Here is a 24754-nt window from a genome sequence, read left to right as displayed (position 1 = left end):
GCGACGATCAGATGCGTGATCGCGGCGGGGTCGATCGCGGCGTCCGCGACCGCCCGCAGCGCCAGCGGCGCGGCCTCGCGCTCGAACATCGCCATCCGCGCCGCGGTGTCGGGAAAGGCGCCGGGGCGGTAGAACTCCTGCGCGTCCGCCCCGCCTTCGGCGAGCGCGCCCGGCGCCAGCACCGAGTGCCGATGCCCGATCCCGGCGCGCCCCGCCATGCGGGCGAACAGCGCCGCCGCCCGCGGTTCCAGCCGCCCCGCCGCATAGGCGGTGAAGTCGCGGTGAATGTCATGCGCCGGCACCGCGATGCCGATCCGGTTGATGAACGCCTCGCCCATCCCTGCTAGATGTGCCGCCATCCGCCACCGGCAAGCCGCTTTCCGCGCCGCGTTCGCGGCACCCCGCCTTCCGCGCCGCGTTCGCGGCACCCCGCCTTCCGCGCCGCGTTCGCGGCACCCCGCCTTCCGCGCCGCGTTCGCGGCACCCCGCCTTCCGCGCCGCGTTCGCGGCGCCCCGCCTTCCGCGCCGCGTTCGCGGCGCCCCGCCTTCCGCGCCGCGTTCGCGGCGCAGGGCATCCCTGCCCGCCCGGATGTTTCATCCGCCGCCCCGATGCCCTATGAGCCGCCATGCCCTTTTACATCGAGACCCCCGCCCTGCTTCAGGCCCTCGCCGAGCGTGGCTATGCCGAACCCACCGCGGTGCAGAGCGCCGTGCTGGAACCCGAGGCCGAGTCGCGCGACCTGCTGGTCTCGGCGCAGACCGGCTCCGGCAAGACCGTCGCCTACGGCCTCGCCTTCGCCGCCACGATCCTCGACGACGACCACCTGCCCCAGGCCGCCGCCCCGCTCGCCCTGGTGATCGCCCCCACCCGGGAGCTGGCGCTCCAGGTCCATGCCGAGCTGTCCTGGCTCTACGCCCATGCCGGCGCCCGCGTCGTCGCCTGCGTCGGCGGGATGGACCCGCGGCGCGAGCAGCGCGCCCTCGCCGCCGGCTGCCACATCGTCGTCGGCACGCCCGGCCGCCTGCAGGACCATCTCACCCGCCGCGCGCTCGACCTGTCGGCGCTGCGCGTCGCGGTGCTCGACGAGGCGGACGAAATGCTCGATCTCGGCTTCCGCGAGGAGCTGGACGCGATTCTCGGCGCCGCCCCGGCCGAGCGCCGCACCCTGCTGTTCTCGGCCACCATCGCCCGCGAAATCGCCGCCCTCGCCCGGCAATACCAGCGCGACGCGCTCAGGATCGACACGCTGGTCCGCAACCAGCCGCACGCCGACATCGAATATCGCGGCATCCGCATCGCCGCCGACGAGGTCGAGCACGGGCTGGTCAACCTGCTGCGCCATCACGACAGCGGCCCCTGCCTCGTCTTCTGCGCCACGCGCGAGGCGGTGCGCCGCCTGTTCGGCCGCCTGCAGGAGCGCGGCTTCGCCGCCGTCGCCCTGTCCGGCGAGCTGAGCCAGAACGAGCGCAACGCGGCGCTGCAATCCCTGCGCGACGGCCGCGCCCGGGTCTGCATCGCGACCGACGTCGCCGCCCGCGGGCTCGATTTGCCGAATCTCGATCTCGTCATCCATGCCGACCTGCCGACCGACAAGGCGACGCTGCTGCACCGCAGCGGCCGCACCGGCCGCGCCGGGCGCAAGGGGCTGTGCCTGCTGCTGGTGCCGCCGGCGCGGCGGCGCCGGGCCGCCGCATTGCTGGCCTCGGCCGGCATCGAGGCGGTGTGGGACGACCCGCCCTCGGCCGAGGCGATCCGCGCCGGCGACCAGGCCCGCCTGCTCGCCGACCCGCTGCTCACCGAACCCCCGCTCGATGACGACATCGCCCTCGCCGGCGAGCTGCTCGCCGCCCATCCGCCGCTCGCCGTGGCGGCGGCGCTGATCCGGCTCTACCGCGCCCGCCTGCCGGCGCCGGAGGACATCACCGCGCAGCCGGCCGAGGCCCCGCGCCCCGCCCGCGACCGGCACGACAATCCGCGCGACGGGCGGGAGATGGTCTGGTTCCGCGCCGCGATCGGCCGCCACGGCCGGGCCGACCCGAAATGGCTGCTGCCCCTGCTCTGCCGGATCGGCGGGCTGACCCGGCGCGACATCGGCGCGATCCGCATCTTCGATCGCGAAACAAGGTTCGAGATCGCGGCCGACTGCGCGGGCACCTTCGCCGCAGCACTCGATGCCGGCGCCAGCCCCGACCTCGCGATCGAGCCGGCCGACGCCGCCCCCGCGCCGCAGGCCGCCCGCCCGCCGGCGCGGCCCGGCTTCCGCCCCGCCGGCCGGAGCGGCTTCAAGCCGGGCGGCAAACCCGCGCCAAACCCGACGCCGATGGCACGCCCGCCACCGGACGGTGGGACCAACCGCGGGGCAAATCGCCGGGCAAGGTGGCGGGCAAGGTAGCAGGCAAGGCTGGGGCCAAACCGCATGCCAAACCAGGGACCAGACCGGGCGCGAAGCCGCGCGCGAAACCGGGCGCCTGACTCACGTGCCTGACCTGGGCGCGGCCGGCGCCGCTCAGGCCTCGTAATCGACCACCCCGGTCAGCCGCAGCGCCACCTCCCGCGCCGGCGGCAGCTCCGCCCGCCCGGCGGTCCAGCGCCACCCCTCCTCCGGCGCGTACCAGCCCGCCGCCAGCGCCGTGCTGCGCAGCATGTCCTCGCCATCGACCAGCAGCCGGTCGATGGCGATGCCGAGCGGCCGCTGGTCGGCGGTGCCGAGCGCGAACCCCCGCCGCGACATCAGCCAGGCCGGCCCGCCGGCCTCCGCCAGGCTGAACCGGTGCCACGGCCCGTCCCGCTCGGGCTCGATCCGCCCCTGCGGCGTCAGCAGATGAATGTCCGGCTCCCGCGTCCACGACTGCGCCTCGCGCGAGAAGCCGCGCGCCTCCGCCTGCCCGCGATAGGTCGCACCGCGCATGTATTCGTGCCGCGCCGTCATGTCATAGCGCGGATAGTCGAAGATGTTCAGCAGCGAGAGATGGCGGTGCCGCACCCGGGTGCTGATCCCGGTGCGGTAGCCGAGCGCGCGCAGATTGTCGTGCAGGTCCGAATCGCTGGCATGGCCGGCCTGCAGAATCGCCTCCCGGCGCAGCACCAGCAGCCGGCCGGAAGGGTTGTGCGGCGAGAACACGAGCTGCTCCGGCGTGTCCGGCCGGTGATCCTGCCGTCCCGGATCGCCGTAATAGATCATGTCGCCGACATCGTGGGGCGGGCGGCCCGGCTCCAGCCGCAGCGCCTGCACGGGGTCGACGAAATCCCCGGGATCGACGAGGGAGCCGAGCATCGCCAAGCCCGGATCGTCGTGCATCAGCCCGGTCATGTGGGCGAGCCAGCAATCGAACGCGCCCGGCAGGATGACGGTGTCGGCCTCGATGAAACCGAACAGCTCGTCCTCCTGCGTCAGCCGCGATGCGATCTCGCGGATCACGGCGCCGATCTCGTTGGCCGGCAGCCAGACGATCTCGCGGAACAGGCCGCGCCGCTCGAAGCCGCGCACCACCTCGCGCACCTGCATGTCGTCGGAGGCGGAATCGATCAGCGTGATCGCGGCGGCGCTGCGGGTCAGCCGATGGAGGCTGTCGAGACAGGCCCAGAGATACAGCGGACGATTGCGGGAGGATACGAAAACCTTATACATTGAATGTGACCATTTTTGACAAAACGATTGTATTGAAAACAGGGACGCATTTTGAAAACCACTCTGCCTGTTTACAGGCCGCTCCTGCCCCCGGTCCAGTCGATCCTGCCCTATCTCGCGCAACTCGACTCCCGCCGGGTCTACACCAATCGCGGGCCGCTGGCCGAACAGCTCGAGGCGCGGCTGGCCGTGCTGCTGGCCGGGCGGGCTGACACGCTGGTGACCGCCGCCTCCGGCACCGCCGCGCTGCAAGCGGCGATCCTCGCCCATGCCGGCCGTCCGCGCGGCCGCCGCACCCTGGCGCTGATCCCCGGCTACACCTTCGTGGCGACCGCCTTCGCCGCCATGGCCGCCGGCTACGAGCCGCTCTTCTGCGATCTCGCGCCCGGGAGCTGGCGGCTGCGGCCGGACGACCTGCCGCCGGACCTGCCCACCTCCCGCCTCGGCCTCGTGCTGCCGGTGGCCCCTTTCGGTGAAATGCCGCTGCAACGCGACTGGTCCGCCTTCCAGGCGCGCACCGGCATCAAGGTGGTGATCGACGCCGCCGCCTCGTTCGAGGCGCTGCTGGCCGCGCCCGGCGAGGCCGTGGGCGCGGTGCCGGTGGCGCTCAGCTTCCACGCCACCAAATCCTTCAGCACCGGCGAGGGCGGCGCCGTGCTCTGGGCCGATCGCGACGGGCTGGTGCGCGCCGCGCAGGCGATGAATTTCGGCATGGTCTACACCCGCGAGAGCCGCGCCGCCGGGTTCAACGGCAAGCTCAGCGAATACCACGCCGCGATCGGCCTCGCCTGGCTCGACGGGCTCGACCGGCGGATCGCCGCGCGCCGGCGGGTCGCCGCGCGCTACCGCAAGGCCGCCGCCGCCCACGGCCTGGCCGATCACCTGCTCCTGCCGCCCGCCATCGCCTCCTGCTACGCCCTGTTCCGGGCCGACAGCGGCGCCGATGCCGCGGCCGCATCGGAATCCCTCGCCCGCGCCGGCATCGAGACAAGGCGCTGGTATGGTCTCGGCGTGCAGGCCGAGGCCTATTTCCGCGCCCGCGGCGCCGCCCCCCTGCCCGAGACCGAGCGTCTCGCCGCGCGGATCATCGGCCTGCCCGTCGCCGAGGACATCGCCGCGTCCGACATCGCGCGAATCCTGCGCGCCCTCGCCGCGCGGGGCGCGCAATGAGTCATCCCGTCATTCTCTACGGCGCCACCGGCCACGCCGTCTCGGTGCGCGAGGAGATCGAGCAGATCCTCGCCGAGCGCGACCTGCGGATCATCGCCTATATCGACGACTCGCCGCACACCCGGCCCGACAGCATCGGCGGCGTGCCCGTCATCGATTTCGAGACCTGGCGGCGCGCCTACCGCGACGTGCCGCTGAACGTCACCATCGGCAACCCGGCGCACCGCCGCCGCCTGGTGGCGCGGATCGAGGCCGCCGGCGGGCAGTTCGCCTGGCTGATCGGCACCTGGCCCTCCCTCGCCCGCGACCTCGTGGCCGGCGAGGGCAGCTTCATCGGCGGCGGCTGCTATGTCGGCCCCGGCGTCCGGCTCGGCCGGCACGTCCAGCTCCAGCCGCTGAGCTTCATCGGCCACGACACCTCGATCGGCGATTTCACCACCATCTGCTCCTCGCGCATCGCCGGCTGGGTCGAGATCGGCAGCGACGTCTTCATCGGCATGGGCACCAGCATCGTCCACGGCAGCGCGTCGCGGCCGCTGCGGATCGGCGATGGCGCCTTCATCGCCGCCGGCTCGGTGGTCACCAAGTCGGTGCCGCCCGGCGCGCGGGTCATGGGCAACCCGGCGCGCCCGCTGCGCGAACTCGCCCGCCGCAATGGCGGCTGAACCAACCCGCCGCAACCGCGGCTGAACCAACCCGCAGCACCCCCGGCGGTTGACTTCCGCGTCCGGCGCCATATTTCCCGGCCGCGCCGCCGCAACGTTACGGCGCGGCAACCAGCGGACCCGCCACCCACACCCGAAAGCAGCTCAATGACCTCGAAGACCGTCACCGAAATCCTCGCCGCCAATGCCGACTATGCCGCCAGCTTCGGCGCGAAGGCCGACCTGCCGATGCCCCCGGCGCGCCACTTCGCCATCCTCACCTGCATGGATGCGCGGCTCGACCCCGCCCGCTATGCCGGCCTCGCCGAGGGCGACGCCCATGTCATCCGCAATGCCGGCGGCCGCGCGACCGACGATGCCATCCGCTCCCTCGTCATCTCGCACAAGCTGCTCGGCACCACCGAATGGTTCGTCATCCACCACACCGATTGCGGCATGGAAACCTTCACCGACCAGCGCATGGCCGAACTGCTGGAGGACAACCTGAACACCGCCAGCCTCGATCCGGCCAGCATGACCTGGTCCAACCCCCATCACGGCGGCGGCTGCGCCGACGGCCACTTCATCAAGTGGCTCTCGATCCGCAACCAGGAGGACAGCGTGGTGCAGGACGTCCGGCACATCCGTGCGCATCCGCTGGTCCCCGCCAACATCGCCATTCACGGCTACATCTTCGACGTCCGCACCGGCAAGCTCAACGAGGTCGCCGCCGCCACCGCGGCCGGCCGCCCCGCCTGAACCGCTGACGCCTGAACCGCTGACGCCTGAACCGCTGACGCCAGAATCGCTGACGCCTGAATCGCTGACGCCCGTTCCGCGTCACCCCCGCCGCCCCTGAAGGGCGGCGGGGACTGTCTCCCCCCGCGCATATTCCGCCATGCGGAATACTTTTCCGCAAACTTGACGCCCCCCGCCGCGCCCGCCTAAACCCGGCCGATGAGACCGCGCAGCCCGCGCCCCACCCCCACGGCCGACACAGCGCCCCCCCGTGACCGCGATTTCGTCACCGCCCTCGCCCGCGGGCTCGACATCCTCCGCGCCTTCCGCCGCGAGGGCGAGGCGCTCGGCAACGGCGAGCTCGCCGCCCGCACCGGGCTCAGCAAATCCACCGTCTCCCGCCTCACCTACACGCTCCACCGGCTCGACTACCTGTCCTACCATGCCGACACCGCGCGCTACCGCCTCGCCCCGCCGGTGCTCTCGCTCGGCTATTCCTGCCTCGCCGGCCTGAAGCTGCGCGATCTCGCCCGCCCCTTCATGCAGGCGCTGGCCGATCACTCCGGCATGCCGGTGGCGATGGCCGGGCGGGACCGGATGTCGATGGTCTATCTCGAGCGCTGCAAGGGCACCGACGCGGTGACGCTGTCGATCGAGGTCGGCGCGCATATCCGGCTGGCCACCAGCGCGCTCGGCCGCGCCTGCATCGCCGCCCATCCGCCCGGCGAGCGCGCCCGCCTGCTCGACGAGCTGCGCTTGCATGAGGGCGAGGCCTGGCCGGCGATCCGCCCCGGCATCGAGGCGGCGATCGGCGAATGCGCCGCGCGCGGCTACTGCACCTCGTATGGCGACTGGAAGCCGGGCGTCAACGCCGTCGCCGTCCCCTTCGTCCCGCGCGACGGCACGCCGATCCTCGCCTTCAACTGCGGCGGCCCGGCCCAAACCCTCACCAAGGCGCGGATCGAGGCGGACATCGCCCCCCGCCTGCTCGACCTCGTCCGCCGCGTCGCCGCCGTTTCCCCCTGACAGAAGAGAGAGCGCCATGGCCCTGGATTCCGAAACCCTCGCCCAGTTCCTCGACACGCTGGACCGCTTCGTGAAGGCGCGGCTGATCCCCGCCGAAGACCGCGTCGCCGCCGAGGACGACATCCCCGCCGAGCTGGTCGCCGAAATCCGCGCGATGGGCCTGTTCGGCATGTCGATCCCCGAGTCCCATGGCGGGCTCGGCCTGTCGATGGCCGAGGAGGTGCAGGCCGCCTTCATCCTCGGCCAGGCCTCGCCCGCCTTCCGCTCGCTGGTCGGCACCAATAACGGCATCGGCGCCCAGGGCATCATCATCGACGGCACCGAGGCGCAGCAGGCGCACTACCTGCCGAAACTCGCCAGCGGCGAGATGATCGCCTCCTTCGCCCTCACCGAGCCGGATGCCGGCTCGGATGCCGGCAGCCTGCGCACCACGGCGCGGCGCGAGGGCGACGAGTTCATCCTCAACGGCACCAAGCGCTACATCACCAACGCCCCGCGGGCGGATCTCTTCACGGTCTTCGCCCGCACCAACCCCGCGGTGAAGGGGGCTGCCGGCGTCAGCGCCTTCCTCGTCGAGGCCGGCGCCAGCGGCCTCTCGCTCGGCCGGCCCGACCGCAAGATGGGCCAGAAGGGATCGCTCACCTGCGACGTCATCCTTGAGGATGTGCGGGTCCCCGCGACCGCCATCATCGGCGGCCCGGCGCGGGAGAATCAGGGCTTCAAGACCGCGATGAAGGTGCTCGACCGCGGGCGCCTGCACATCGCGGCGGTCTGCGTCGGCGCCGCCGAGCGGCTGATCCGCGACAGCCTCGCCTTCGCCCTCGATCGCCGGCAGTTCGGCGAGCCGATCGCCGAGAAGCAGCTCATCCAGGCCATGCTGGCGGACAGCCGGGCCGAGGCCTTCGCCGCCCGCTGCATGATCGAGGAAACCGCCCGCCGCAAGGATGCCGGGCGCAACGTCTCCACCGAGGCGGCCTGCTGCAAGATGTATGCGAGCGAAATGGTCGGCCGCGTCGCCGACCGCGCGGTGCAGATCCATGGCGGCGCCGGCTACATGGCCGACTACGCCGTCGAGCGGTTCTACCGCGATGTCAGGCTGTTCCGAATCTATGAAGGCACGACGCAGATCCAGCAGCTCCTGATCGCCCGCAACATGATCCGCGAAATGACCGGCGCCGCCTGACCCGCCAGATCCTCGGCATGAACCCGGCCGGCACGCAAGCGGCCGGCATGAACGCAACCGGCCGGCACGCAAGCGGCCGGCATGAACACAACCGGCCGGCACGCAAGCGGCCGGCATGAACACAACCGGCCGGCACGCAAGCGGCCGGCATGAACACAACCGGCCGGCACGCAAGCGGCCGGCATGAACACAACCGGCCGGCACGCAAGCGGCCGGCCGGCCGGCACGGAATCGCTTGCGGTCGCCCCCCGCGCCGTGTCAATCTCGTTGCAAATGCCGGAGAAGATCAGCAGCTTCGAGAAATCCCCCTCCCGCGCCGAAGACCGTTCCTGGGCGGTGATCGCGACCATCGGCCGGGTGGTGCGGGTGGCGGACATCCACCCGAGCCACACCCGCGCCGAGGCCGACCGCGCCTGGCGCGAGCAGCAGGTCCGCGCCTATCTCGGCTTCCTCCAGCGCTGCGAGCACCCGGTGCCGCGCTACACGATCCGCGCGATGACCCGCGCCCAGCTCCCGCGCGGCTGGCGCCCGCTGCCCGCCCTCGGCTTCCTCAACGGCCGGATGTTCTGACCCCGCGGCGCCGCCCGGCGCGGCACACGGCACACGGCACACGGCACAAAAAAAGGCAGGCGCGGAAAGGCAGGAGCAGAAACAGGAGCGAAAAGACATTGCCCACCCCCGGGCAAACATGTTCTTGTTCCGTTCATGGATGTCGCCCGCCGCTTCCGCGCCTTGATCGACACGCTGTGCGACGCCGTCGCGCGGCGCGGCGCGGCCGGCGTCTTCGGCCCCGAGAGCGGCGCCCTCACCATCCTGCTCTGGACCCGCTTGCGCCGCTACGCCACATTTTTGATCCGCCTCTGCGATAACCAGGTTTCTGCTCCGCGTCCGCGTCCCACTCGCCACCGCGAGCGCCGGCCGGTGGATCGCGCAAGGCTCGCCTTGCCCCGCCGCGCCGCCTGGCTGCTCGCGCCGGTCCCCGAGGCCGTCGCCGCCGCCGGCCAGCTCCGCGCCCTGCTCGCCGAACCCGAATTGCAGCGCCGCATCGCCGCCGATCCGCGCTTCGGCCGCATCCTCCGCCCGCTCTGCCGCACCCTCGGCCTCAAGCTCCCGGCCGCGCTCCGCCTGCCCCAGCGCCCGCGCAAGCGACGCCCCAAACCCGAAACCACACAAGCCCGCGCCGACGAGGCGGACGCGAAACTGCCGCGCCGCTTCCGCCCGCCCGCCTGGCTGCGCCGGCGCGAGCGCCCGCGCGGCCCGCCGCCCGCCTGACCTGATCCTCCCGCGCCGTCCTCGGGCATCATCCGATCAGGTAACTCCGCCTGACCGGCCGATGCTCTACACTCGCGCCATGGCGCGCGGGCACGGCACGGTCGGGGCGGGCGGCGCGCGGGGTTCGGCCATGCGGGCGCATGACTGAGCCGCCGCCCGCCGGGCGTGTGGGCGGCGGCTCCGGCATTGCCCCGCTGGCGCTGGCCGCCGCCGCCGGACTCGCGGTCTGCGCCGCGCTGGCGCTGCCCTTTCTCGGCGCGCTGACCTGGGCGCTGGTGCTCGCCATCCTGTTCGCCCCGTTGCAGGCGCGGCTTGAGCGGCGCCTCCCCCATCGCGGGCTCGCGGCGGGGCTTGTCGTGCTGGTGGCCATCCTCGTGGTCGGCGCGCCGGCGACGCTGGTCATCGAGCGGCTGGCGAATGCCGCGATCGCGGGGGCCGCCTTCATCCAGGCCCGGCTCGCGTCGCAGGGGCCGCTTCGCCTGCCCGCCCTCGCCTGGCTGCCGGCGGAGCCTGACCTCTCCGGCCTGCTCGGCCGGCTGGTCGCGATGCTCGGCAATGAGGGCGCCGCCCTGCTGCGCGGCTCGGTCGCCCAGCTCATCGAGATCGTCCTCGCCTTCTACATCCTGTTCTACGCGCTGCGCGACCGCGCCGCCGCCCTCGCCGCGCTGCGCCGGCTGCTGCCGCTCGGCGCGGCGGAGGCCGACGAGGTCTTCGCCCGCATCGGCGGCACCGTGCAGGCCATCGTCTACGGCACGGTGATGGTCGCGGCGCTGCAAGGCGCGCTGGCCGGGCTGATGTTCTGGGCGCTCGGCCTCGGCGCGCCGCTGTTCTGGGGCATCGTGATGAGCCTGCTGGCCATCGTCCCGGTGCTCGGCACCTTCGTCGTCTGGATTGCGGATTCCGGAGAATTCGCCCATGGATTCCGATTTTAATTCGCCCACGATTCCGACGTTTATTCGCCCGGGGATTCCGAGATTTATTCGCCCGGGTAGCGGTCTCTGTGGCTGTTGATTTCGTTGCTCTCCTGTTCTCGTTGGGTCAAGCGGTTTTTGGGGTTTGCTTGCGGATCTTGCGCAGGCTTTCGCCGGTGAGTTCGATGCGGTGGGCATTGTGGAGCAGACGGTCGAGAATGGCGTCGGCGTAGGTCGGATCGCCGATCAGCTCATGCCAATGCGCCGGGGGGATCTGGCTGGTGATGATGGTGGCGCGGCGGCCGTAGCGATCCTCGACGATCTCGAGCAGGTCGTGACGGGCGCCGGCGTCGAGTGGAGCAAGGCCGAAGTCGTCGAGGATCAGTAGATTGACGGCACCGAGGGTGCGGATCATCCGGCCGTGACGCCCTTCGGCGCGGGCGACCGCGAGTTCTGCGAAGAGTTTGGGGGCGCGCTGATAGAGCACGGTCCTGTCATCGCGACATGCCTTGTGACCGAGGGCACAGGCCAGCCACGATTTTCCGACCCCTGTCGGCCCGCTCAGGACGAGATTGTCGTGCGCGTCGATCCACTCACCCTGGATCAGCTTCTGGAACAGAGCCCGATCGAGGCCGCGGGCACTCCGGTAATCGACATCCTCGATTGCAGCGTCATGGCGCAGCCTGGCATGGCGCAGCCTTGTGCTCAACCGCTTGTCACGTCGGACGGTGATCTCGCGGTCGAGCAGAAGACCGAGCCATTCGGCGTGACTGAGGCTGGGGGTTTCGGGATTGGCGTGCAGCTCGGTGAACGCGCGGGCCATGCCTGCAAGACCGAGCTGGTGGATCTGATCGAGGGTCGGATGGTTCAGCATGAGGCTTCTCCTTGTCATCAGTGGAAATATCCGCCGCCCCGGATGTTGGGGTGGCGGATCGGGGTGGGATCGGGACTGGCGGTGCCGGCGGCTCGCTCCAGCCGGTTATCGAGGATGGATTTGACCGAGCCGTAGGTCAGGGTGCCGATGGTGAGCGCGCGCTCGGCCGCGGCATCGAGCCGGTCGGCGCCAACACTGCGGGCCAGGCGAAGGATGCCGATGCAGGCGCGGAACCCCTGCTCCGGATGAGGCCGGCGTTCGAGGATCAGGGTGCAGAGTGTCGCGACCGAGGGACCAAGCCGTGCGGCTTCCTGATGGATCCGTGCGATGGTCCAGTCGCCATAACGCCGGTGGCTCGAGGGCATGTGCTCGGCGATCGTCGTGTGTTTGCCGTTACCCGGCCTGCGTGCGTGCACGGCGATCCGTTCGCCACGGAGAAAGATCTCGACCGTGCGCACGGTGAACCGGGCCTCGACCTCGGCGCGGGCGTGCCGGTAGGGGACGGAGTAAAAATGCTTCTCGATCTCGACGTGATAATCGATGCCGACCCGCCGGCGCCGCCATTGCGCCAGCACATAGGGTTCGGCCGGCAGTTCCTTCAGCGCGGGACGATCGAGTGTTTCCAGCAGATGCCGTCTTGTCGCCCCCAGGCGACGGACGACCCGCTCCTCGTTCAGCCAGCGGCAGAATTCAGCGATCGCGGCATTCAGTTCGGCGAGGCCGTAAAATGCCCGGTTGCGCAGCTTGCCCAGCAGCCACCGCTCCGCCAGCAAAACCGCCACCTCGACCTTCGCCTTGTCACGCGGCCGCCGCGGCCGCGCCGGGAGAATGGCCGTGCCGTAATGGCGCGCCATATCGGTGTAGGTCCGGTTGACCTGTGGATCGTAGAGGCAGGCGCGGATGATCGCGACCCTGGCGTTGTCGGGCACCAGCAGCGCCGGCACGCCGCCAATTGCTGCCAGAGTGCGATTATGCGCCTCGATCCAGTCCGGCAGGGTCTGGGTCCAGGTCGCCTCAGCATAGGTGAAGCTCGATGCGCCGAGAACGGCGACGAAGATCTGGGCCGCACGCGTCTCGCCGGTGAGCCGGTCGATCACCACCGGCACCGTGTCGCCGGCATAATCGACGAACAGCTTCTCGCCCGATGCGTGGGTCTGGCGCATCGTCACCGGTAGCCGGGCTTCCCAGCTCCGGTAGAGCTCGCAGAACCGGCTGTAGCGATACCCATCCGGGTGCTCGGCAATATACTCGTCCCACAGGATCGACAGCGTCACGTGCTTGCGCTGCAACTCGCGGCGGATACGCCCCCAGTCCGGCTCATCCACACGTCGATGCCCCGGCCGCTTGCCCACCGCGCCGTCGAACAAGCGCCTTTCCAATGCCGCTTCGGACAGCGCCAGAGCCCCTGGCCCATCGAGCCCGGCCGCCTCCAGTCGCCGCAGCGTCAAGCGCACCGTCGATGCCGCAACCCCGACCCGGATCCCCACCTGGCGGGTCGAAAGCCCCGCCATCCTCAATCTGACAATCTCGCGCACATCGCGCATCGCAATCCGCTCCACTGGCATTCATCCGCTCCCTCGATCAGCCAAAGGGAGGGAACCTGAACCAGCCAGCAGAGACCTCAAGCCAACCCGGCCAACCCCGCCCGCCTGGGCGAATAAAAGTCGGAACAGGTGGGCGAATTAATCTCGGAATAGGTGGGCGAATAATTCCCGGAATCCCGGGCGAGTTAATCTCGGAATCCCGGGCGAATTGAGCCCGGAATCAGCACTGGATTCCCGAAGCCGCCTATCTCGCCCTCGAAGGCCACGAGACGAAGGCGCTGATCCTCGCCCTCTGGGGCGCGCTCGTCGTCGGCGAGATCGACAACGTGGTGCGGCCCATCCTGGTCGGCGACCGGCTGAACCTGCACACCGTGCCGGTCTTCATCGCGATCATCGGCGGGCTCATCGTCCTCGGTCCGCCCGGCTTCATCCTCGGCCCGCTGGCGATGACCACCACCCTCCTCGCCCTCGCCCTGCTGCGCCGCCGCCTCGGCGGGCCGGCGTCATGAGCCCGCACACCGCCGGCGTCTGGCTCGGCTTCTGTCTCTGCGCGGCGCTGGTCGGGCTGGCCGGCCCGGCGCTGTCGCGCAATGGCGACGTGGTCGCCACGCGGCTGAACCTCTCCGGCGGGTGGATCAGCTTCGGCCTGTTCGCCATGTATCTGCTCAACGCCTATGTGCTGTTCCTCCATGGCGCGCGCTGATCCCGCCCCCGCGCCGGCGCCGGCCTGGCACGCGCTCGATGCCGCGGCGGTGGTCGCAGCCCTCGGCGGCGACGCGGCGCGCGGGCTCGACGACGCCGAGGCCGAAGCCCGCCTGCGCCGCCACGGGCCGAACGCGATCGAGGCGGCAAGGCAGCAGGGCCGGCTCGCCCTGCTGCTCGCCCAGTTCACCGACGTCATGGTCCTGCTGCTGATCGGCGCGGCGGCGCTCTCCGCCCTGATCGGCGCGATCGAGGACACGATGGTGATCCTCGCCATCGTCATCCTCGATGCCGCGATCGGCTTCATCCAGGCCGCCCGGGCGCAGGACGCGGTGGCCGGGCTGCGCCGCCTCGCCGCCCCGGGCGCGACGGTGCGGCGGCAGGGGCGGGTGCTGGCGCTGCCGGCCGCATCCCTCGTCCCCGGCGATCTCGTCCTGCTCGAAGCCGGCAACACGGTCCCGGCGGATCTGCGGCTGCTCGACGCGCCGGACCTGCGCATCGGCGAGGCCGCGCTGACCGGGGAATCGGCGCCGGTGCCGAAGCAAACCACCCCGGTTCCCGCCGGAACCATACTGCCCGAGCGCACCTGCATGGCCTACAAGGGCACCGGCGTCTTCAGCGGCCGCGCGACGGGCATCGTGACGGAAACCGGAATGGCCACCGAGCTTGGCCGGATCGCCAGCCTGATCGAGGGCGCCGCCGCCGACGCCACGCCGCTGCAACGCCATCTCGCCCAGTTCGGCCGGCAGATCGCCGCGGCGGCGCTGGCGATCTGCGGCCTGATCCTCGCCACCGGGCTGCTGCGCGGCGAGGCGCCGCTGCCGATGCTGCTGACCGCGCTCAGCCTCGCGGTGGCGGCGATTCCCGAGGCGATGCCCGCCGTTGTCACCGTGCTGCTGGCCGGCGGTGCCGCGCGGATGGCGCGGGCGCGGGCGCTGATCCGCCGCCTGCCCGCCGTCGAGACGCTCGGCGCCGTCACCACCATCTGCGCCGACAAGACCGGCACGCTGACGCTGAACCAGATGCGGATGACGTCTGCCTGGCGCCCCGGCGACCCCGACGCGACGGCGCTGCTCCGCGCCCTGGTATTGTGCAACGACGCCACCGCCGATGCCGCCGGCGAGCCGCAGGGCGACCCGACCGAAACCGCCTTCTGGCACGCGGCGCGCGCGGCCGGGCTCGATCCGGCCGCCGAGCGCGCCCGCCACGCGCGATGCGCCGAACGGCCCTTCACCGCCGAGCGGCGGCGCATGACCACGCTGCACCGCGAGGACGGCGCGCTGGTCAGCTACACAAAGGGCGCGCCCGAGGCCGTGATCCCGCTCTGCACGGAAATGGACGGCCCCGCCGGCGCAGCACCGACCGATCATGCGGCCCTCATGCGCGCCGCCGCCGCCATGGCCGCCGATGGCCTGCGCGTGCTCGCCGTCGCCCGCGGGCGGCACAAGCCGGGCGCAGCGGATATCCTCCCCGAGGCGGCACTGGAAAGCGGGCTCGAATGCCTCGGCCTCGCCGGCCTGATGGACCCGCCACGCCCCGAGGCCGCCGCCGCGGTCGCGACCTGCATCGCGGCGGGCATCCGCCCGGTGATGATCACCGGCGATCACCCGCTCACGGCCATCGCCATCGCCCGCTCGATCGGCATTCTCGACGATGCCGCGGACACGGCGGCGGCGGTGATGACGGGCGCCGCGCTGCAGGCGCTCGACGAGCCGGACCTGCGGCGGCGGGTGCGGGAAGTCGCGGTCTTCGCCCGGGTCGATCCGGCGCAGAAAATCCGCATCGTCACCGCGCTGCAAGCCTGTGGCGAGGTGGTGGCGATGACCGGCGACGGGGTGAACGACGCGCCGGCGCTGGCTCAGGCGGATATCGGCGTGGCGATGGGCCGCGGCGGCACCGATGTCGCCCGCGAGGCGGCGAGCCTCGTGCTGCTGGACGACGATTTCGCGACCATCGTCGCCGCCGTGCGCGAGGGGCGGCGGATCTATGACAATATCCGCAAATTCGTGCGCTTCATCGTCGCCTGCAACACGGCGGAGATCCTGACGATCTTCCTCGCCCCGTTCTTCGGTCTGCCAATGCCGCTGCGGCCGATCCAGATCTTGTGGATCAACCTCGTGACCGATGGTCTGCCCGGACTCGCCCTCGTCACCGAGCCGGCCGCACCCGACATCATGACCCGCCCGCCGCGGCCGCCGCGCGCACGGCTGCTCGCCGGCGGCATGGCCGTGGAGGTGCTGTGGTCCGGGCTGCTGATGGCGGCCATCACGCTGCTGACCGAGGCCGCCGCCCGCCGGATGCAGGACGCGCACTGGCAGACGATGGTCTTCGCCGTGCTGACCTTCGTGCAGCTCTGGCAGCTGATGGCGGTCCGCGCCGCGCATGCACCCCCGTTCCATGCCGATCTCGGCGCGAACCCGCCACTATTGGGCGCGGCGCTGCTCACCGTGGCCTTGCAACTCGCGGTAATCTACACGCCCGGGATCAACCGCGCCTTCGGCGCCGCCCCGCTGCGCCCCGGCGAACTCGCCGTGACGATCGCCGCCTCAAGCGTGATCTTCATCGCCCTCGAACTGGTCAAATGGGCACGCCGCATCTTGACCTGAAGGCCGGAGATCGCCTCTCCTGCATCCCGCATTTGAGATCTGCATCGCCGGGAGGGCGACACGACGATGACCACACTCGAAAGGCACCTGCCCACCCCGATCCCCGCCATCCATCCGCTGGCGGAATATCTGGCCGATGGCGAGCGGAAGGCGTTCTACACCGCCATGAAGACCGCGCTGCAGGTGCCATGGATGGGGGTGGTGACGATGGCCTACGCCCATTACCCGCATTTCTTCCGCCATCTGTGGCAGGGGATCGAGCCGATCGTGACCAGTGCAGGCTTTGTCGGCGAATGCCGCGAGCTGCGCGCGCTGGCCGAGGGGGAGGCCGCGCGCCTTGCGCCGGCCGGGCTGCGCGGAACGCTGGACGCCGCCGGCTACGCGCCGGCGGAAATCGCCTCCATCCGCGACATGATCGAGATCTTTTCCCACGGCAACTACCCCTATCTGCTGATCGCCACACTGGTGCGGCTGCTGCTGGAAGGCGGCGCGATGGCGCCTGACGCGGCGGTTGACGCGGTGCCCTTCACCGGCCGCCACGCGCCGGATGTCGCCTGCCCGTTCGTGCTGATGGAGGCGCATCATGCCGAACCGACGACAAGGGCTGTGTATGAGGATGTGAAGGCGACGCTCGGCCTGCCCTTCGTCAACACCGACTACCGGGCCCTGGCGCGCTGGCCGAGCTATTTCGCCGCCGCCTGGGGCGGGATCAGGCCGCTGGTCGCGACGCCGGCCTATGAGGCGGCCTGCCGCCGGGTGCATGACGACGCTCTGGCGCGGGTCCGCCATCGCGTGCCCAATCCGGCGGGGCTGGATGCCGAAGGGTTGCGCGCGGCGGCGCTGCGGGATGCACCACTCGACGAAATGCAGGCGGTGGCCCGGCTGTTCCAGTGGCTCCTGCCCGGCCTCGTGCTGAATGTCGCTCTGTTCGACCTGCAACTGCGATAGACAGCCCCTACCCGGCAACGCCGCGCAGGCGCCAGGCCAGCGTGCCGATCCGGTCCTGGCCGAAAAAGGGCTCGCCGTGCCAGACCATGGTTGGCACGCCCCAGTGGCCGGCGGCGCGCAGATCCCGGTCGTTCCGCGCCAGCACCGCCTCATACCCGTCGGGATCGGCGGCGATCGCCGCATCAAGCGCCGCAAGGTCGAGCCCCGCGCGGGCGGCGGCGCGGGCGAGATGCTCGCCGGTATCCCAGCCATCGACCTGGCCATCCCAGAGCAGGCGGGACACTTCAAGGCAAAAGGCAACGCCGCGTCCGCGCTGCGACCCCGCAACCCCGAGGCGGCCCAGCCGGCGCGCCAGCGGCTGCGCCGCCGCGATGGCGAGCGTCGTCGGGTCCTGCGCGACCGGATCTGGCACGGGGCGGCGGAACGGCATGCCGTGCGCCGCCGCCTCGCGCGCGCTGTCACGCAGGAAATAGGGACGCGCGAGGGGGTTCATGGTCCGGAAGTACTCCGGGTTGCGCAAGGCGGCCGGATGCACGATCCGCATCTCCAGCGCGACGCCATGCGCTTCCGACAAAGCGATGAGGCGCGGCAGCGCGATGTAGCAATACGGGCTGCGGAACGACCAGAACACCAAGACCGGATCACTCATTTTCGCCCCCTACGGTTCCTGGACCAGACAGTCGCTGGACTGCCGCCCGGCGAAATTCAACGTCACCGGCGCCCAGCGGGAAGACCGGAAGCAGCGCGGATGGCGCAACAAATTTTTCCGTCGAGCCTGGTTTGAATACCATTGTTTGCGGTGACCGGAAACCGCATCGGAAATTGATACGATCACCTATTGACCAAGAATATCTTTCTGAATATCGTATTCATGAATTGTATTACTCTATTTTATGTCTCGATAAGGTTAATAATTTATGTCGCCTTCTAATTTTTTATCCAACCCCAAAAAAGTATCAGCGATTTGTATCGGCGCGGGGCCGGCGGGTTTGACTGCCGCGTATCTGCTCAGCCGCAACGGCATGACCGTGACCGTGCTGGAACAGGATCCGGTTTATGTCGGCGGCATTTCCCGCACCGAGACCTACAAGGGCTTCGCGTTCGATATCGGCGGGCATCGCTTCTTCTCGAAATCCGAGGAAATCGAGGCGCTGTGGGACGAGATTCTCGACGAAGGATTTCTTGTCCGCCCGCGGAAATCACGGATCTATTACCGCCAGAAGCTGTTCGACTATCCGCTGCGGGCGATGGACGCGCTGCTGAAACTCGGCGTGTTCGAGGCGGTGCGGTGCGTTCTGTCCTATGCGAAGGCGCGGCTCTTTCCGATCGCCAACCCCACCAATTTCGAAGACTGGGTAACCAACAAGTTCGGCAAGCGGCTGTTCCGGATCTTTTTCCGTACCTACACGGAAAAGGTCTGGGGCATGGCCTGCAACAAGATTTCGGCGGACTGGGCGGCGCAGCGGATCAAGGGATTGTCGCTGTCGCAGGCGATCAAGCACGCGCTCATCCCGCAATCGGGCAAAAAGCCGCGTGAGCAGGTCATCAAGACCCTGATCGACAGTTTCCGCTATCCGCGGCGCGGCCCCGGAATGCTCTGGGAGGCGGCGGCCGCCAAGATCGAACGCCAGGGCGGCGAAATCCGCAAAGGCCTGAAGGTTGTCACCATCACGCCGGAAGACGACGCGTCATGGACGGTCGTCGCCGAGGATCAGGCCGGCGCTCGTCACGCGTTTCATGCGACCCATGTGATTTCGACGATGCCCATGCGTGAGTTGTGCCATGCGATCCAGCCGCGGCTGGACGGCGACACGCTGGCGGCGGCGGACGCGCTCAAATATCGCGATTTTCTCACCGTCGCGCTGATCCTCAAGGACCGGTCGCTCTTCGACGATAACTGGATCTACATCCACGATCCGAGCGTCAAGGTCGGGCGAATCCAGAATTTCAAGTCATGGTCACCGGAAATGGTTCCCGACCCGACGCTGAATTGTTACGGGCTGGAGTATTTCTGTTTCGAGGGCGATGGTCTCTGGGCTTCGGCTGACGAGGCGCTGGTCGAACTCGCCACCAGCGAACTCGTCAGGCTCGGCCTTGCGACACGGGACGATATTCTCGAAGGGACCGTCGTTCGCCAGAGAAAGGCCTATCCGGTCTATGACGACCACTACCAGAAACATATCGATACGATCAGGACGGACCTTGAGGCGACCTGCCCGAACCTGCACCTGATCGGCCGAAACGGCATGCATAAATACAACAATCAGGACCATGCGATGATGACGGCCATATTGGCCGCCGAAAACATCCTGGCGGGAAAGCAGGTCTATGATCTCTGGAAGGTCAACCAGGACGCGGAATACCACGAGGAGGGGACAACATCGTCGTCCCGGAATTATCACCGCGCCTACCGCCAGGTGACCGAAACCTCGCCGCTCGTGCCGATGGCCAGTTCCGACTGAGTTCCATGCTGCCAGAGGCGGGCTGACGATAGGGCATCATCCGATCAGATGAATTCATCTGATCGGACAAGGATGCCGTGATTGCCGATATCGCGGAGCGCCGCATCCGACCCCGAAGGATCGGAGACCTCGCTATGCCGATATCGCGGTCCAGTCCACACCGCTCTCGAAACCTGAAGCGGCACGATAGATCGATCGCTCGTCATATAGCCGGCCGATCAGCATCATCCCGACCGGAAGTCCGTCCACCTTGCCGCAAGGAATGCTCATGGCCGGATGATGCGTGCAGTCGAACGGACAGGTGTTGGGCAGCATCTCGAAGCCCCGCTGCAGGATCTCGGTGACCGGGGCATCGGCATCCGGCAACGGTGGCGCGACCATGGGGACGGTCGGCATCAGCAGGAGGTCGAAGCGCTGCAAGGCGGCGTCGTAGGCGGCGCGCAGGCGGCGGACGAGGTTCTGCCCCTTCGCGTAGTAGCGGCCGCCATGGGTCCTGGTCATGTAATGGCCGAGGAGCATGGTGTTCTTCAGCGTGTCCGACAACTCGTCCGCCCGGTCGCGCCACACGGCGTGGCGGTCCATCAGCGAGGTCAGGTAGAGGCCCTGCCAGTTGAAGCCGAACCCGTTGCCATGCATCATCTGCATCGTCGCCCCCTCGGCGGCCACGGCGAGCCAGATCGCCGGCCCGACCGTGTGCATCGGGATCGAGACGGTTTCGACCTCGGCACCCATCGCCCTGTAGCGCTCGGCGGCGGCGCGGACGAGGGTATCGCTCGCGGCTTCGGACTGCGGATGGCCGAACCCTTCCTGGACAACGCCGATCCGCATGCCCTTCACGCCCAGGCCGAGCGCCTCGACATGAGCGTATGCCCGATCGCCACCGTATTGACGCGGGTCCAGCCCATCGGGGCCGGCAAGGACATCGAGCAGGCGGGCGTTGTCCTCGACCGTCGCGGTGATCGGCCCGGTGTGATCGAGGGTGAGTTCGATCGGCATGATGCCGGTATAGGGCACGAGCCCGTGAGTCGGCTTCATGCCGTAGGTGCCGCAGAAGGCCGAGGGCATGCGGATCGATCCGCCCTGGTCGCCGCCGAGCGCCATATCCACCTCACCCGACGCCACGAGTGCGGCGCTGCCCGAAGACGAGCCGCCGGCCGAGTGCCCGTGCCGGTGCGGATTGTGCACCGGGCCGCTCGAACTGGTATGGCTGCCACCCGAGAAGCAGAAATATTCGCAGACCGATTTGCCGACGATGGTGCCGCCGGCATCGAGGATGCGGGTGACGACCGTCGCGTCGACTTCAGGCATGTAGCCGTCCAGGGTCGAGGCGCCGTTGGACATCGGCAGACCGGCGACACAGACATTGTCCTTGATCACGACGGTCTTGCCCTTGAGTGGGCCGGTGGCGGCGCCCTCGATCACGGACTTGATCGCCCACGCACCGAGCCGGTTCTCCTCCGGGGCGACGCGCTGGCCGGGCAGCCGTGGATAACGGACCTCGGGCAGTTCGTCCTGCATGCGGTCGACGAGTTGCAGGGCGGCGATGCTCGAGGCAATCGCTTCATGGTGTCCGGCGAGATCGGTCTCGTCGAAACTCATGCCCAGTTCGGCCGCCACATCACGCAGAGTCGCGAGCGACGGAACCTTGACGGTATGAAGTGTCATTCAGTCCTCCCCAAAAACAGGCCAGTCGTGAACCAGACAGCCGGCCGCCCGATCCGGGCGGGCCGGAACACGCTTCAGAGTGCGAGATATTCCTTCATGATCTCGCTGTCGGCGATATCGTCGCGATTGCCTTCGGCGACGATGCGCCCCTTCTCGAGAATGATGCAATGAGAGGTGAGCGAGAACACCATCGGGACGTTCTGCTCGACGATCACGATCGTCATCTTTTCCCTGCGATTGATTTCCGCGAGGATTTTCGCGATCTGCTGGACGAGGATCGGCATGATGCCGTCGGACGGTTCGTCGAGCAGGAGAACCTTCGGATGGCTCATCAGACTGCGGCCGATCGCGAGCATCTGCTGCTCGCCGCCGCTCATCGAACCCGCAAGCTGCTTCAGGCGTTCGCCGAGCCGCGGGAAATAGCCGATCACCTCGTCAAGCCGGCTCACCTTCTGCCCGCCGCCGGCAATCCGCCCCATTTCGAGGTTTTCCCAGACCGTGAGCTTTGGGAAGATGCCACGCCCCTGAACGATGGTCGCGATGCCGCGCCGGGAGCGGAGATGCATCGGCAGATGGGTGATATCTTCCCCGTCGAGCACGACACGCCCGGAACGCGCGGGCAGCGATCCGTTCAGGCCGCGGATCAGGGTCGTCTTGCCCATGCCGTTGCGGCCGAGAAGGCCGACGATCTCGCCGGTCTCGACCTTGAAGTCGATGCCATGGATGACCTCGATCGGCCCGTAGCCGACATGCAGGCCGGTCGCGCTCAGCATTCCCACTCTCCGCCCAGATAGACATTGCGCACATCGTCGTTCTCGCTGACAGCGGCGAAATCGCCCTCCATGAGAACCCGGCCGAGATGCAGCACGGTGACCGGCGCGCCGAGGTCGCGGATGAAGTTGATGTCGTGCTCGATGATGACGATCGCGATGCCGAATTCGGCGGCGAGCGTCTTGATGAGCGCCGCGGTCGCGTGCGTTTCCTCCGCGCTCATCCCCGCCGTCGGCTCGTCGAGCAGGAGCAGCTCGGCACGATTGGCCAGCAGCATGCCGATCTCGAGCCATTGGCGCTGCCCGTGGGAAAGGGTGAGCGCCGGCTTCGATGCAAACGCCTCCAGCCTGGTCAGTTGCAGCACCTCGCCCATGCGGGCGCGCCGGTCTGCGCCTTCCGCGTGCTTGCCGATCGAGGCAAGCTCGATATTTTCAGCGACCGTCAGGTTGTCGAACACCGAGGGTGTCTGGAACTTGCGGCCGATGCCGAGCCGGGCCCGCCCTGGAACGCTCATGGGAGTGATGTCGCGCCCCTTGAACGCGATGCGCCCCGATGTCGGCACGACATGGCCGGAAATCATGCTGATGAAGGTCGTCTTGCCGGCGCCGTTCGGCCCGATGATGCAGCGCACGTCGCCACTGCCGAGGGTGAAATCGACATCCTCATTCGCCACCAGGCCGCGGAAATGCTTGGTCAGTTTCGAGATCCTGAGAAACTCAGCCATGGGCGTCATCCTTGCGCGCGACAAGGCGGCCGAGCGCGCCGGCGATGCCGCCCTTGAAGGCGATGATCACGGCGACGAAGATTCCGCCGAGAATCAGCTGCCAGAATACCGGCGACAAACCATCGAGATAGTTCGAAAGCGCCGCCACGCCGAGGCCGCCGAGCAGCGCGCCGAGCAGCGACTGCCTGCCGCCGATCGCAACCCAGATCACCACCTCCGTCGAAAACGCGACGCTGGCGAGCGAAGGGGACACGAATTCGGCATGCGCCCCGTACAGGGCGCCGGCAAAACACGCGACCGCGCCCGAGATGGTGAAGGCGATGGTCTTGTACCACGAAGTGTCGAAGCCGAGCGAAAGCGTGCGGCCCTCGTTCTCGCGAATGCCGACCAGCACCTTGCCGAAATCGCTGCGGGTGAGGCGCCGCAATCCGGCATAGATCGCGACCGTCACCGGCAGAACCAGATAGTAGATCGCGCGGTCATGCGCGAGAGACACGCGGCCGAGCGGGCCAAGCGCGAGGTCCATCCGCGGGATGTACATCCCGTTGAATCCGCCGGTGAGCGAGGACTGGCTGATGGCGATCTGCTGGACCATGATCGACAATGCGAGGGTGATCAGGACGAAATAGATATCCCGCACGCCGGCGCTGAACAGGAAATAGCCAACCAGGAACGCAAGGCCGGCGCCGACGACGATTGCCGCCAGCAGACCGAGATATCCATCGCCGGCGCCGAAGCCGGCCTTCATGGCGAGGCCCATCGCATAGGCGCCGAGGGCGAAGAACGCCGCCTGGCCGAAGCTGAGGATGCCCGCATAGCCCCAGAGCATGCCGAGCGACATCGCGAGAACGCCATAGATCAGATATTGCGGCAGGACATAAATGACGTAGCCGCCCATCATGAGGGGCAGCAGTGCGAGGACGGCGAATACCACGATCGCCGCAGCCGATTCCGAGCGCAGGCTGATTCGCGGCATCGGCGGGACCGGTCGGGTGTTTGACATCGCGTTGCTCATTTTTCCTTGAACACTCCGGTGGGACGGAACCGCAGCACGACGATGGCAAGCGCGAAGACGATGGTCTGCGCGATGACCTGGCTGGAGAAGGCACCGAAGATGGTCTGCGAGCCGCCGATCAGGAAGCTGCCGGCCAGCGTGCCGCCGAGCAGTTGGCCGATGCCGCCGACGATCACGACGAAAAACGAGCGGACGAGATAGATGTTGCCGATCGTCGGATCGATGCTCAGGATCGGGGACATCAACGCGCCCGCAAGCCCCGCAAGCATCGCGCCGGCGACGAAGACGATCTTGTAGGTCGCCGCGACATTGAGGCCGAGCAGGCCGGCAACCTCGCGATTCTGGGTCAGGGCGCGGATCTTGATGCCGTAAGACGTCTTGTAGAAGACGAGGCCGATGGCGCCGAGCAGGGCCGCGCTGAGCAGCGCGACGAGAGCTTCGTATTCGGGAATATGGAAGCCGAGAAAGGCGATGGCGCTGGGCAGCGGCGTGGGGATGGTGCGGATATCGCTGCCGAAGGCGATCTTGATCAGCTCGGTCAGGATCAGGAAAAGCCCCCAGGTGAGCAGAAGCGTCTCGAACGGCTTGTCGTAGAAATGGCGGATCAGCGCGTGCTCGACGATCAGGCCGACGAGCCCGACGCCGGCGACCGCGACGAGAACAGCGAGGCCGAAAGGCAGCCCCGCCGAGAGGCAAGCCCAGGTGAAATAAGCCCCGAGCGTGATCATCGCGCCATGGGCCATGTTGATCACCCCGATCAATCCGAAGACGACGGCAAGGCCGAGCGCGGCAAGGGCGTAGACGAAGGTGATGAGCGTGCCCTGGATGGCGAGGGACAGGATGGCGTGAAACACCGTTTCGTGGGTCATG

The 24754-nt window shown here is 69.0% G+C and carries 22 protein-coding genes and 2 pseudogenes; 14 read left to right on the top strand and 10 right to left on the bottom strand.

Features of this window, described 5'->3' with window-relative positions:
• A pseudogene (locus ACIDOCELLA78_RS000000101315) lies at positions 1-359 on the bottom strand (type III polyketide synthase); the annotation flags it as partial.
• A gap of 267 nt (positions 360-626) precedes the next feature.
• On the opposite strand from ACIDOCELLA78_RS000000101315, the gene ACIDOCELLA78_RS000000101310 reads away from it, so the two are divergent.
• On the top strand, positions 627-2393 hold the full coding sequence (locus ACIDOCELLA78_RS000000101310; protein ID WP_201728052.1) for a DEAD/DEAH box helicase: 1767 nt from the start codon (positions 627-629) through the stop codon (positions 2391-2393).
• A gap of 114 nt (positions 2394-2507) precedes the next feature.
• Here ACIDOCELLA78_RS000000101310 and ACIDOCELLA78_RS000000101305 read toward each other — a convergent pair whose 3' ends face one another.
• Entirely contained in the window at positions 2508-3629 is a 1122-nt protein-coding gene (locus ACIDOCELLA78_RS000000101305) for a glycosyltransferase family A protein (protein ID WP_201728051.1), read from the bottom strand.
• 51 nt (positions 3630-3680) lie between these two features.
• Here ACIDOCELLA78_RS000000101305 and ACIDOCELLA78_RS000000101300 point away from each other — a divergent pair, with 51 nt between their 5' ends.
• From ACIDOCELLA78_RS000000101300 to ACIDOCELLA78_RS000000101265, 8 genes and pseudogenes are all read left to right on the top strand, one after another.
• A complete protein-coding gene (locus ACIDOCELLA78_RS000000101300) occupies positions 3681-4799 on the top strand; it encodes a DegT/DnrJ/EryC1/StrS family aminotransferase (RefSeq protein WP_201728050.1) in 1119 nt (372 codons plus the stop codon).
• Positions 4796-5464 (top strand): DapH/DapD/GlmU-related protein, encoded by a 669-nt coding sequence (locus ACIDOCELLA78_RS000000101295; RefSeq protein ID WP_283770814.1) that lies wholly within the window; start codon positions 4796-4798, stop codon positions 5462-5464. The genes ACIDOCELLA78_RS000000101300 and ACIDOCELLA78_RS000000101295 overlap by 4 nt, the downstream gene beginning before the upstream one ends.
• Positions 5465-5611: 147 nt before the next feature.
• On the top strand, positions 5612-6202 hold the full coding sequence (locus ACIDOCELLA78_RS000000101290) for a carbonic anhydrase (RefSeq protein ID WP_201728049.1): 591 nt from the start codon (positions 5612-5614) through the stop codon (positions 6200-6202).
• Positions 6203-6400: 198 nt separating this feature from the next.
• Positions 6401-7207 carry an IclR family transcriptional regulator gene (locus tag ACIDOCELLA78_RS000000101285; protein ID WP_201728048.1) on the top strand — a complete coding sequence of 269 codons (807 nt, stop codon included), beginning with the start codon at positions 6401-6403 and terminating at the stop codon, positions 7205-7207.
• A 16-nt stretch (positions 7208-7223) separates the two neighbouring features.
• Complete coding sequence (locus tag ACIDOCELLA78_RS000000101280) at positions 7224-8390, top strand: acyl-CoA dehydrogenase family protein (RefSeq protein ID WP_201728047.1); 1167 nt, start codon at positions 7224-7226, stop codon at positions 8388-8390.
• Between the two features lie 235 nt (positions 8391-8625).
• Positions 8626-8960 (top strand): annotated as a pseudogene (locus ACIDOCELLA78_RS000000101275) (hypothetical protein).
• Between the two features lie 135 nt (positions 8961-9095).
• Entirely contained in the window at positions 9096-9662 is a 567-nt protein-coding gene (locus ACIDOCELLA78_RS000000101270) for a hypothetical protein (RefSeq protein WP_201728046.1), read from the top strand.
• Positions 9663-9802: 140 nt separating this feature from the next.
• Positions 9803-10594: an AI-2E family transporter gene (locus ACIDOCELLA78_RS000000101265; protein ID WP_201728045.1), complete on the top strand. Its 792-nt coding sequence runs from the start codon at positions 9803-9805 to the stop codon at positions 10592-10594.
• Positions 10595-10700: 106 nt separating this feature from the next.
• Here the strand turns inward: ACIDOCELLA78_RS000000101265 and istB are convergent, their stop codons facing one another.
• Complete coding sequence (istB, locus tag ACIDOCELLA78_RS000000101260; protein WP_201727488.1) at positions 10701-11447, bottom strand: IS21-like element helper ATPase IstB; 747 nt, start codon at positions 11445-11447, stop codon at positions 10701-10703.
• Between the two features lie 17 nt (positions 11448-11464).
• Positions 11465-12991, bottom strand: a complete 1527-nt coding sequence (gene istA / locus ACIDOCELLA78_RS000000101255) for an IS21 family transposase (RefSeq protein ID WP_201727680.1) — start codon at positions 12989-12991, stop codon at positions 11465-11467.
• A 230-nt stretch (positions 12992-13221) separates the two neighbouring features.
• Here istA and ACIDOCELLA78_RS000000101250 point away from each other — a divergent pair, with 230 nt between their 5' ends.
• The 4 genes from ACIDOCELLA78_RS000000101250 (at position 13222) to ACIDOCELLA78_RS000000101235 (ending at position 17247) form a co-directional block, all read left to right on the top strand.
• Entirely contained in the window at positions 13222-13500 is a 279-nt protein-coding gene (locus ACIDOCELLA78_RS000000101250) for an AI-2E family transporter (protein WP_201728059.1), read from the top strand.
• The gene (locus tag ACIDOCELLA78_RS000000101245) at positions 13497-13694 is read left to right on the top strand and encodes a hypothetical protein (RefSeq protein ID WP_201728044.1); all 198 of its coding nucleotides are present in this window, start codon (positions 13497-13499) and stop codon (positions 13692-13694) included. Before ACIDOCELLA78_RS000000101250 ends, ACIDOCELLA78_RS000000101245 begins: the two co-directional genes overlap by 4 nt.
• On the top strand, positions 13681-16299 hold the full coding sequence (locus tag ACIDOCELLA78_RS000000101240) for a cation-translocating P-type ATPase (RefSeq protein WP_249675209.1): 2619 nt from the start codon (positions 13681-13683) through the stop codon (positions 16297-16299). The genes ACIDOCELLA78_RS000000101245 and ACIDOCELLA78_RS000000101240 overlap by 14 nt, the downstream gene beginning before the upstream one ends.
• Positions 16300-16365: 66 nt before the next feature.
• Positions 16366-17247, top strand: a complete 882-nt coding sequence (locus tag ACIDOCELLA78_RS000000101235; RefSeq protein WP_201728042.1) for a halocarboxylic acid dehydrogenase DehI family protein — start codon at positions 16366-16368, stop codon at positions 17245-17247.
• 7 nt (positions 17248-17254) lie between these two features.
• Here the strand turns inward: ACIDOCELLA78_RS000000101235 and ACIDOCELLA78_RS000000101230 are convergent, their stop codons facing one another.
• Positions 17255-17896, bottom strand: a complete 642-nt coding sequence (locus ACIDOCELLA78_RS000000101230; protein ID WP_201728041.1) for a DsbA family protein — start codon at positions 17894-17896, stop codon at positions 17255-17257.
• A gap of 268 nt (positions 17897-18164) precedes the next feature.
• On the opposite strand from ACIDOCELLA78_RS000000101230, the gene ACIDOCELLA78_RS000000101225 reads away from it, so the two are divergent.
• Positions 18165-19709, top strand: coding sequence for an NAD(P)/FAD-dependent oxidoreductase (locus tag ACIDOCELLA78_RS000000101225; RefSeq protein ID WP_201728040.1), 1545 nt, complete (start codon positions 18165-18167; stop codon positions 19707-19709).
• 132 nt (positions 19710-19841) lie between these two features.
• Here ACIDOCELLA78_RS000000101225 and ACIDOCELLA78_RS000000101220 read toward each other — a convergent pair whose 3' ends face one another.
• The 5 genes from ACIDOCELLA78_RS000000101220 to ACIDOCELLA78_RS000000101200 form a co-directional block, all read right to left on the bottom strand.
• Positions 19842-21374 (bottom strand): amidase, encoded by a 1533-nt coding sequence (locus ACIDOCELLA78_RS000000101220; protein ID WP_201728039.1) that lies wholly within the window; start codon positions 21372-21374, stop codon positions 19842-19844.
• 74 nt (positions 21375-21448) lie between these two features.
• Entirely contained in the window at positions 21449-22147 is a 699-nt protein-coding gene (locus ACIDOCELLA78_RS000000101215) for an ABC transporter ATP-binding protein (protein WP_201728038.1), read from the bottom strand.
• A complete protein-coding gene (locus ACIDOCELLA78_RS000000101210) occupies positions 22141-22869 on the bottom strand; it encodes an ATP-binding cassette domain-containing protein (RefSeq protein WP_201728037.1) in 729 nt (242 codons plus the stop codon). Before ACIDOCELLA78_RS000000101210 ends, ACIDOCELLA78_RS000000101215 begins: the two co-directional genes overlap by 7 nt.
• Entirely contained in the window at positions 22862-23872 is a 1011-nt protein-coding gene (locus ACIDOCELLA78_RS000000101205; protein WP_201728036.1) for a branched-chain amino acid ABC transporter permease, read from the bottom strand. Before ACIDOCELLA78_RS000000101205 ends, ACIDOCELLA78_RS000000101210 begins: the two co-directional genes overlap by 8 nt.
• Before the next feature lie 8 nt (positions 23873-23880).
• Positions 23881-24753, bottom strand: a complete 873-nt coding sequence (locus tag ACIDOCELLA78_RS000000101200; protein WP_201728035.1) for a branched-chain amino acid ABC transporter permease — start codon at positions 24751-24753, stop codon at positions 23881-23883.
• Position 24754: the final 1 nt, after the last annotated feature.

The sequence above is a fragment of the Acidocella sp. C78 genome (genome assembly GCF_907164655.1).
This window is presented reverse-complemented; position numbering and strand designations above follow the sequence as displayed.

Bases quoted from the DNA above. Each gene is read 5' to 3' on its own strand.
- ACIDOCELLA78_RS000000101310 (WP_201728052.1), top strand. From the start codon at position 627: ATGCCCTTTTACATCGAGACCCCCGCCCTGCTTCAGGCCCTCGCCGAG.
- ACIDOCELLA78_RS000000101305 (WP_201728051.1), bottom strand. From the start codon at position 3,629: ATGTATAAGGTTTTCGTATCCTCCCGCAATCGTCCGCTGTATCTCTGG.
- ACIDOCELLA78_RS000000101295 (WP_283770814.1), top strand. From the start codon at position 4,796: ATGAGTCATCCCGTCATTCTCTACGGCGCCACCGGCCACGCCGTCTCG.
- ACIDOCELLA78_RS000000101290 (WP_201728049.1), top strand. From the start codon at position 5,612: ATGACCTCGAAGACCGTCACCGAAATCCTCGCCGCCAATGCCGACTAT.
- ACIDOCELLA78_RS000000101285 (WP_201728048.1), top strand. From the start codon at position 6,401: ATGAGACCGCGCAGCCCGCGCCCCACCCCCACGGCCGACACAGCGCCC.
- ACIDOCELLA78_RS000000101280 (WP_201728047.1), top strand. From the start codon at position 7,224: ATGGCCCTGGATTCCGAAACCCTCGCCCAGTTCCTCGACACGCTGGAC.
- ACIDOCELLA78_RS000000101270 (WP_201728046.1), top strand. From the start codon at position 9,096: ATGGATGTCGCCCGCCGCTTCCGCGCCTTGATCGACACGCTGTGCGAC.
- ACIDOCELLA78_RS000000101265 (WP_201728045.1), top strand. From the start codon at position 9,803: ATGACTGAGCCGCCGCCCGCCGGGCGTGTGGGCGGCGGCTCCGGCATT.
- istB (WP_201727488.1), bottom strand. From the start codon at position 11,447: ATGCTGAACCATCCGACCCTCGATCAGATCCACCAGCTCGGTCTTGCA.
- istA (WP_201727680.1), bottom strand. From the start codon at position 12,991: ATGCGCGATGTGCGCGAGATTGTCAGATTGAGGATGGCGGGGCTTTCG.
- ACIDOCELLA78_RS000000101245 (WP_201728044.1), top strand. From the start codon at position 13,497: ATGAGCCCGCACACCGCCGGCGTCTGGCTCGGCTTCTGTCTCTGCGCG.
- ACIDOCELLA78_RS000000101240 (WP_249675209.1), top strand. From the start codon at position 13,681: ATGGCGCGCGCTGATCCCGCCCCCGCGCCGGCGCCGGCCTGGCACGCG.
- ACIDOCELLA78_RS000000101235 (WP_201728042.1), top strand. From the start codon at position 16,366: ATGACCACACTCGAAAGGCACCTGCCCACCCCGATCCCCGCCATCCAT.
- ACIDOCELLA78_RS000000101230 (WP_201728041.1), bottom strand. From the start codon at position 17,896: ATGAGTGATCCGGTCTTGGTGTTCTGGTCGTTCCGCAGCCCGTATTGC.
- ACIDOCELLA78_RS000000101225 (WP_201728040.1), top strand. From the start codon at position 18,165: ATGTCGCCTTCTAATTTTTTATCCAACCCCAAAAAAGTATCAGCGATT.
- ACIDOCELLA78_RS000000101220 (WP_201728039.1), bottom strand. From the start codon at position 21,374: ATGACACTTCATACCGTCAAGGTTCCGTCGCTCGCGACTCTGCGTGAT.
- ACIDOCELLA78_RS000000101215 (WP_201728038.1), bottom strand. From the start codon at position 22,147: ATGCTGAGCGCGACCGGCCTGCATGTCGGCTACGGGCCGATCGAGGTC.
- ACIDOCELLA78_RS000000101210 (WP_201728037.1), bottom strand. From the start codon at position 22,869: ATGGCTGAGTTTCTCAGGATCTCGAAACTGACCAAGCATTTCCGCGGC.
- ACIDOCELLA78_RS000000101205 (WP_201728036.1), bottom strand. From the start codon at position 23,872: ATGTCAAACACCCGACCGGTCCCGCCGATGCCGCGAATCAGCCTGCGC.
- ACIDOCELLA78_RS000000101200 (WP_201728035.1), bottom strand. From the start codon at position 24,753: ATGACCCACGAAACGGTGTTTCACGCCATCCTGTCCCTCGCCATCCAG.